7 protein-coding genes and 1 tRNA gene are annotated in these 5,931 nt (G+C 64.7%); 3 read left to right on the top strand and 5 right to left on the bottom strand.

Annotation, left to right across the window (positions count from 1 at the left end; all coding sequences use genetic code 11):
• A partial coding sequence (locus Q319_RS28895; protein WP_245619442.1) for a DUF6444 domain-containing protein occupies positions 1-222 on the bottom strand: 222 nt, incomplete at its 3' end.
• A gap of 224 nt (positions 223-446) precedes the next feature.
• Here Q319_RS28895 and Q319_RS0122140 point away from each other — a divergent pair.
• Both Q319_RS0122140 and Q319_RS0122135 read left to right on the top strand, forming a co-directional pair.
• Complete coding sequence (locus Q319_RS0122140) at positions 447-866, top strand: MarR family winged helix-turn-helix transcriptional regulator (RefSeq protein ID WP_029484578.1); 420 nt, start codon at positions 447-449, stop codon at positions 864-866.
• Entirely contained in the window at positions 863-2,128 is a 1,266-nt protein-coding gene (locus tag Q319_RS0122135; protein ID WP_034416355.1) for a cytochrome P450, read from the top strand. Before Q319_RS0122140 ends, Q319_RS0122135 begins: the two co-directional genes overlap by 4 nt.
• 66 nt (positions 2,129-2,194) lie before the next feature.
• Here the strand turns inward: Q319_RS0122135 and Q319_RS0122130 are convergent, their stop codons facing one another.
• Together Q319_RS0122130 and Q319_RS0122125 are read right to left on the bottom strand one after the other, a co-directional pair.
• On the bottom strand, positions 2,195-3,202 hold the full coding sequence (locus tag Q319_RS0122130) for a GNAT family N-acetyltransferase (RefSeq protein ID WP_029484576.1): 1,008 nt from the start codon (positions 3,200-3,202) through the stop codon (positions 2,195-2,197).
• A gap of 64 nt (positions 3,203-3,266) precedes the next feature.
• Positions 3,267-4,265: an asparaginase gene (locus Q319_RS0122125; RefSeq protein ID WP_029484575.1), complete on the bottom strand. Its 999-nt coding sequence runs from the start codon at positions 4,263-4,265 to the stop codon at positions 3,267-3,269.
• A 113-nt stretch (positions 4,266-4,378) separates the two neighbouring features.
• Here Q319_RS0122125 and Q319_RS0122120 point away from each other — a divergent pair.
• Positions 4,379-4,454: transfer RNA gene (locus Q319_RS0122120), tRNA-Asp, on the top strand.
• A 51-nt stretch (positions 4,455-4,505) separates the two neighbouring features.
• On the opposite strand, the gene Q319_RS0122115 is transcribed toward Q319_RS0122120, so the two are convergent.
• Positions 4,506-5,540, bottom strand: coding sequence for a serine hydrolase domain-containing protein (locus Q319_RS0122115; RefSeq protein ID WP_029484574.1), 1,035 nt, complete (start codon positions 5,538-5,540; stop codon positions 4,506-4,508).
• 60 nt (positions 5,541-5,600) lie between these two features.
• The coding region (locus tag Q319_RS0122110; protein WP_139322927.1) for an ISAs1 family transposase at positions 5,601-5,931 on the bottom strand (331 nt) is incomplete at its 5' end.

The raw sequence follows: 5,931 nt of genomic DNA, 5'->3' as shown, positions 1-5,931 counted from the left end.
GAGCGTCCTGATTTCATCAGGATGCTCACTCATTTTGAGCGTCTTGCCGGGATGGCCACGTTGCCCGCCAGAAGAGCGGTTGCTCTTCTGGCGCTCACTCTTGGGGACCCACGGTTTGTCCTGGCTGGGCGGTTGGCTAGAAGTTCGGCTTGTGGCGGCAAGGCGAGCTTCCAGGGTCAGCAATCGCAGTTCAAGCTCGTCAAGGCGAGCTTGAAGGATCAGGCAATTGGGGCAAAGAGCGTTCTTGATGCGCCTACTCTATCTGATTCCACTCCGCAAGTCCCCCTGCTGAGTAGTTACGATTGCAGTTTGCAATCATCTTCGCTGTCGGGCATCATGGCGCGGTGAGTCTCCCCCCCTCCTCTCCACTCACCGATGCCGAGCTGAACAGCCCCGAGCTACATTTTCTCACTGCGCTGTAGGACATCTGGCAGGCGCTCACCACCGTGGGCGAGGTCCGCCTCCGCACACGGCACGGGTTAGACCTGCGCAGTTTTATCGCCCTGTCGTACCTGCAAAGTGGGCCGCAGCATCCCGCCGATCTGGCCCGCGAACTGGGTGTGCCGCGCTACGAGATCAGCCGGGTGCTGTCCGCGCTGGACGCACTGGAAGCCGTGACCCGTGAACGTGGCGGCACGGATGGGCGCGGTGTGATCGTTCGCATCAGCCCGGCAGGGCGTGAGCGCTGGGCAGCGGCCCTGCAAACCGTCCGCGCCCTGACCGGACCTCCGCTGGCGCATCTGGGCACCCCGCAGCAACTCACGTTGATCCAGACCCTGCAAGGCGTGGCGCACGCCGCCCGGCAGCAGAGCGAATCTTCCTCCGATCCATCTCAGAATCCACCTTCCCAGGAGCCAAACCCATGACCGAACCTTCCAGATCTACCCGCAAGACCCTGACACCCACCACCGCCTCCGGCTGCCCCTTCGGCTACGGCGAACCGCTGACACATGAAGCAAAAGACGTCGCCCGCCTGCCCGCCATGACGCACGGTGAGGACGGCCTGTACCACATCCACCGCTTTGCCACCGCCCGCGAGGTGCTGAAGCAGGACGGAGTTTCACAGGCCGGGTTCATGTCCGAGTCCGCGTCCAGCGGAGGTCCGAGAATGACCAACCTGCCAGTGCTGTTCGCGGAGGGGGACCACCACCACGACATGCGCCGCCAGACCGCCAAGTACTTCACCCCGGCCTCGGTGGCGGGCTATCAACCGATGATCGCGGCCCTGGCCGACAAACTGATCGCTGGGCTGGTGCGTGACGGCGAGGCCAATCTGGACGACCTGAGCCTGGTGCTGGCCGTGGAAGTGGCCGCGCAGGTGGTGGGATTGACCAGCAGCGTGCTGCCGGGCCTGGAAAAACGGATCATGAGCTTCGTGGAAAACGGCCTGGACAGTCAGCCGGGGGCCGCCCAGAGCATGGGCCGGGGCAAGCAGACCCTGATGCAGAGCAATCTGGCCGCCTTCTTCCTGCTGGACGTCAAGCCTGCCATCGCCGTGCGCCGCCGCAAACGCCGTGACGACTTGATCAGCCATCTGCTTGACCGCGACTACAGCGACGTGGAAATCGTCACCGAGTGCCTGACCTACGCCACGGCGGGCATGGTCACCACCCGCGAGTTCATCAGCGCCGCCGCGTGGCACCTGCTGGCGCACCCCGAACTGCGCGCCGATTATGTCCACGGCACCGAGAAGGAACGCCACGCCATCCTGCACGAGATTCTGAGGCTGGAGCCGGTGGTCCGCACGCTGTACCGCCGCGCCAACGAGGACCTGACGCTGGACGGCCAGACCGTTCCGGCAGGGAGCGTGATGGCCCTGCACATCACCGACGCCAATACAGACCCAGACGTGGTGGGTGACCCGGCCAATGCCCTGTGCCCCATGCGCCCGCTGCCGCGCGGCGTGCAGGCCCCGGTGCTGGCCTTCGGCGACGGCCACCACCGCTGCCCCGGCGCGTTCCTGGCGATCCGCGAGAGCGACGCCTTCCTGCGCCGCCTATTGATCTGGAACGACGTGGAAATCGTCACCGCGCCCACCGTGACCACCAACGAAACGGTCAAGGGCTATGAAATCCGGGACTTCAAGATCCGGCTGGGCCAGGGGCGCGGGGCCAACGCGAAAGCCTGAGCGGAAATGACCTGAGAGAAAAAGAGGGCGGCGCAGTCAATCACGACTGCGCCGCCCTCCTCGCGTTCACTTCAGCCTGAGCTGCCATTCGGTGATCGCCACCCAGGGTTTAAAGCCCAGCGCCACATTGATGCCCAGCATGGCGGCGTTTTCCTCGGCGTTGTTGGTCTGGATCACGCGGGCCTCGGGGGCATTCTGCGCGAGATAGTCCAGCATCAGCGCCTTGAGCCATTTGCCCAGCCCCTGCCCACGCGCGGCGGGACGAACGGCAGTCGATCCCTGATGGATGATGGAGGCGCGCTCTGGCGTCCACGACACGTCGGTATAACCCACAAGTTCGCCGCTGCGGGCGTCTTCCACGGCGATCAGCAGTTCGCGCTCACCACTTTCCGCCGAATTCGCCTCCCAGCCCCGGATCATTTCGGGGGTGATGCGCCAGTCGTCCATCTCCAGTTCGCCCTTCGGGGCGGAGTTCATGACCATCATCAGGTCCGCCATGCGCTCCAGATAATCGCCGGGGATGGGGCCGTCCCAGATGTGCAGGCGGTACGGCTCCCCGGCTGGCCGGATCAGCCAGCGGGCCACCAGTTCAGGGTCAACCCCGGCCAGTTCCAGGCGACTCTGGCGTGTGGGCAGCGCGGCCTCGGCCCCCAGCAGCCGGGCAAAGGCGTCGCCGCCCGCATGACGGTCCGAGGTCACGAAGGTAATGGTGCGGCGCGTTTCACGGCGGGCCAGCCCTTCCAGCGCGGCGGCCAGCGCGCGGCCCAGGCCCTGGCGGCGGTGCCGGGGATGCACGATCAGGCGCGCGTGGGCCAGATGAAGATTCTGCTGCGTGTCGTAATTCAGGCTGCCCAGTCCGGCGGCCTGTTCGCCGTCCCAGACCACAAAATACTCGGTGCATTCAGCGGGTTTAAGTTGGGTCAGGGTCAGCGCCTCCCTCTCCGCACTGATCGGCGGCTCCTGGGGATATGCGAAGGCGAAGATGTCGGCTTTCAGGTGGCCCACCGCCAGACGCTGTTCAGGGGGCGCGGTGTGGGGGTCAAAAGCGGTCACGTCCACATCGGTCAGGGTCATGGTTCAGTGTGAACCCGGCAAGGCATGAAGGCATCAGCCAGATGGCAGATGAAGCCTGGGAGCGCTAGGCCCACACCAGTGGCAGTTCCACCCGCACGCCGCCCACCTCGCGCCCGGCCCAGTTGTGCAGCGTGGCGGGGGCCAGGGCCTGCATTTCCAGCGTGAGCGGAATGCCCAGCGCTTCCAGCACGGCCAGCGCCACATGCGCCCGCGCCCGCTCGCCGCCGTCCATCACCTTGAAGGCCACGCCCAGCGGCCCGCGTGGGGTCTGGCGCAGGCCCATGCCGTAAAAAGCCTCCGCACCCATCTTGGCCACCAGACCGGGAACCAGCGGCATCAGCGTGGTGTCCAGCCGCCCCGGCCCCGCCACCAGGAAAGGATGCTCGGTCATGGCTCCGAAAATGCGTTCCAGCGCCGCTGAATATTCACCTGAAGGCTGCGCCAGACCCGCAAAAATCCGGGCGGCGGCACTCAGCGGCAGCGCGAAGGCCGGGACGCTACAGCCGTCGGTGCCCGCTTCAACCGCTTCCAGATCGACGCCGCCCAGTTCGGCGTGCAGCTCACGGATGCGGACTTGCAGCGGGTGGGCGTGTTCGGTATAGCCCTCCTTCGGCCAGCCATTCAGCACGCACGAAAGCAGCATTCCGGCGTGCTTGCCCGAACAGTTGTGGTGCAAAGGGGTGGGCCGTTCACCTGTACGGATCAGCTCCGCCGCCACCGCCGCATCGAAGGGCGGGTGGGTGCCGCAGCGCAGATCGGCCACCGTGCTGCCCGAACGCTCCAGCAGGCGCATCACCGCCGTCAGATGCTCCGGCGTTCCGGCGTGGCTGGCACAGGCAATCGCCAGTTCGTCGGAGGGCAGTTCGGGCGCAGCCAGGGCCAGCAGCAGCGCCTGCACCGGCTTGCTGCTGCTGCGCGGAAAGGTCACCAGATCGGGGTCACCACAACTGGCGATCAAGGTTCCATCCCCATCCAACACGGCCAGATGAACCCCGTGAATGCTCTCGTCCACGCCACCGCGCGTGAAGACTACTCGGGCAACGGGCAACTCAGTCTGTGTCATGCCGCCCAGACTAGCCCCAGTCCAGCACGGCAGATGGCGCGCGGCTTGACTTCTCCGTCCCTGACCCTTAATCTTCTGTCCGCTGGTCAACCAGCCTGAGCTGGGAAAGATGGGGTCCGGTAGTGTAGCGGTTAGCATATCTGCCTGTCACGCAGAAGGTCGCGGGTTCAAATCCCGTCCGGACCGCCAGAAAAGAAGCGAGTACCCTGTCTGGGGCGCTCGCTTTTTCGTGTCCAGAATCTACTCCGCCAGCCGCTGCGCCGTCAGAAATTTACCCAGAAACGTACTGAGCGGCCAGGCTCCATCTGAAGTGCTGGAGATCACGGTCACGGTGGTTCCGCTGACGGGGGAGTGGACGCTGTCAAAGGACACGCCCGCGTCCATGCCCTGCATGCTGATGCTGGCCTCGCCGCCATCGTCACTGCCCGGCGAGAGCCACAGGCCCAGGCCATACGCGTTCCCCGACGGCATGACGCTGAGGGGCTGTCGCATCGCCTGAACCCAGGCAGGTGGCACGATCTGACCCGCCATAAACGCCGTCCAGAGTGCGTGGATGTCGCGCAGCGTGGAGTAGATTCCGCCGTCGCCACTGCCGCAGACGGGCAGGTGAAACACGTTGCTGCGCCCGGTGTGCGGCGCGTCCAGATACCCCACCGCCACGTCGCCCGCCAGCTCATCGGAGCGGAGAAAGGCAGTGTGTTCCAGTCCGGCAGGCTGACAGACCCGCTGCTGCACCAGACGGGCAAAAGGCACGCCGCTGCTGCGTTCGGCCAGCAGTGCCAGCACCACATAGCCACTGTTGCAGTAGGAAAATTCCTGGCCGGGCGGAAATTTGGCGGGGTGACCGTCCAGCACGGGCAGGTAACTTTCCGTGCTGTCCAGTTGATGCACGGGCACCGGCATCAGGTAGGCGTTGGGGTCCGATATTTCGTCCTCGTCCAGATAGTCGCCGATGCCGGAGCGGTGGGCCAGCAACTGCTCAATGGTCACGGCGTCATCAATCAGCGGCAAATCCTGGCCCAGAAACTGGCGTGCAGGGGTGGAGAGGCCCAGCGTGCCGTCGGCCACCAGACCCATGACCGTTAACGCCGTCAGGGTTTTCGTGCCGCTTGCAAGGGCAAACTGGGTATGGACGGTGTTGGGTAGCCCGTAGCCCCGGTGGGCCAGCCCAAACGCCCGCTCCAGCCGGGTCTGACCGCCCTGGTCCACGCGCACGACGCCGGAAAATCCGTGCCGCTGCGCCAGTTGAACCACTTCCTTTTCCAGGGTATCCATCTGAACAGCCTACGCCCCGCGTCTGCCCGGACCCCTTGAAATGCGGGCAGCGGTACAGGGCTACCGCAAAGTCAGGACAGCCTCTAGAAATGGCAAATCCATCGTGGCGCGGAACTGTTTAGAGGCCAGACTTCCCTTGCCCGTCCCTTCACGCCGCAGCAGATGGGCAGCCATCTGCCGCACCATGACCCAATTCTGGGCTGCAATTCGGTTCTTGACCTTTGAAGCATCATCATCAAAAACCACGTCCAGCACCCAGTGAAGCTGATTTTCTATGCCCCAATGCAGTCGGCTCGTTCTCAGAATCAGTGCGGCATGGTTTCGCATACTGGTCAAATAGAAGCGCTCTTCCACACTGGTTTTCTGGCCTACAGTTCGTGTTGAACGAACG

The organism is Deinococcus marmoris DSM 12784, assembly GCF_000701405.1.
Taxonomy (GTDB): Bacteria; Deinococcota; Deinococci; order Deinococcales; family Deinococcaceae; genus Deinococcus; species Deinococcus marmoris.
The sequence above is the reverse complement of the archived record's forward strand: the minus strand, read 5'-3'. Positions and strand labels throughout refer to the sequence as shown.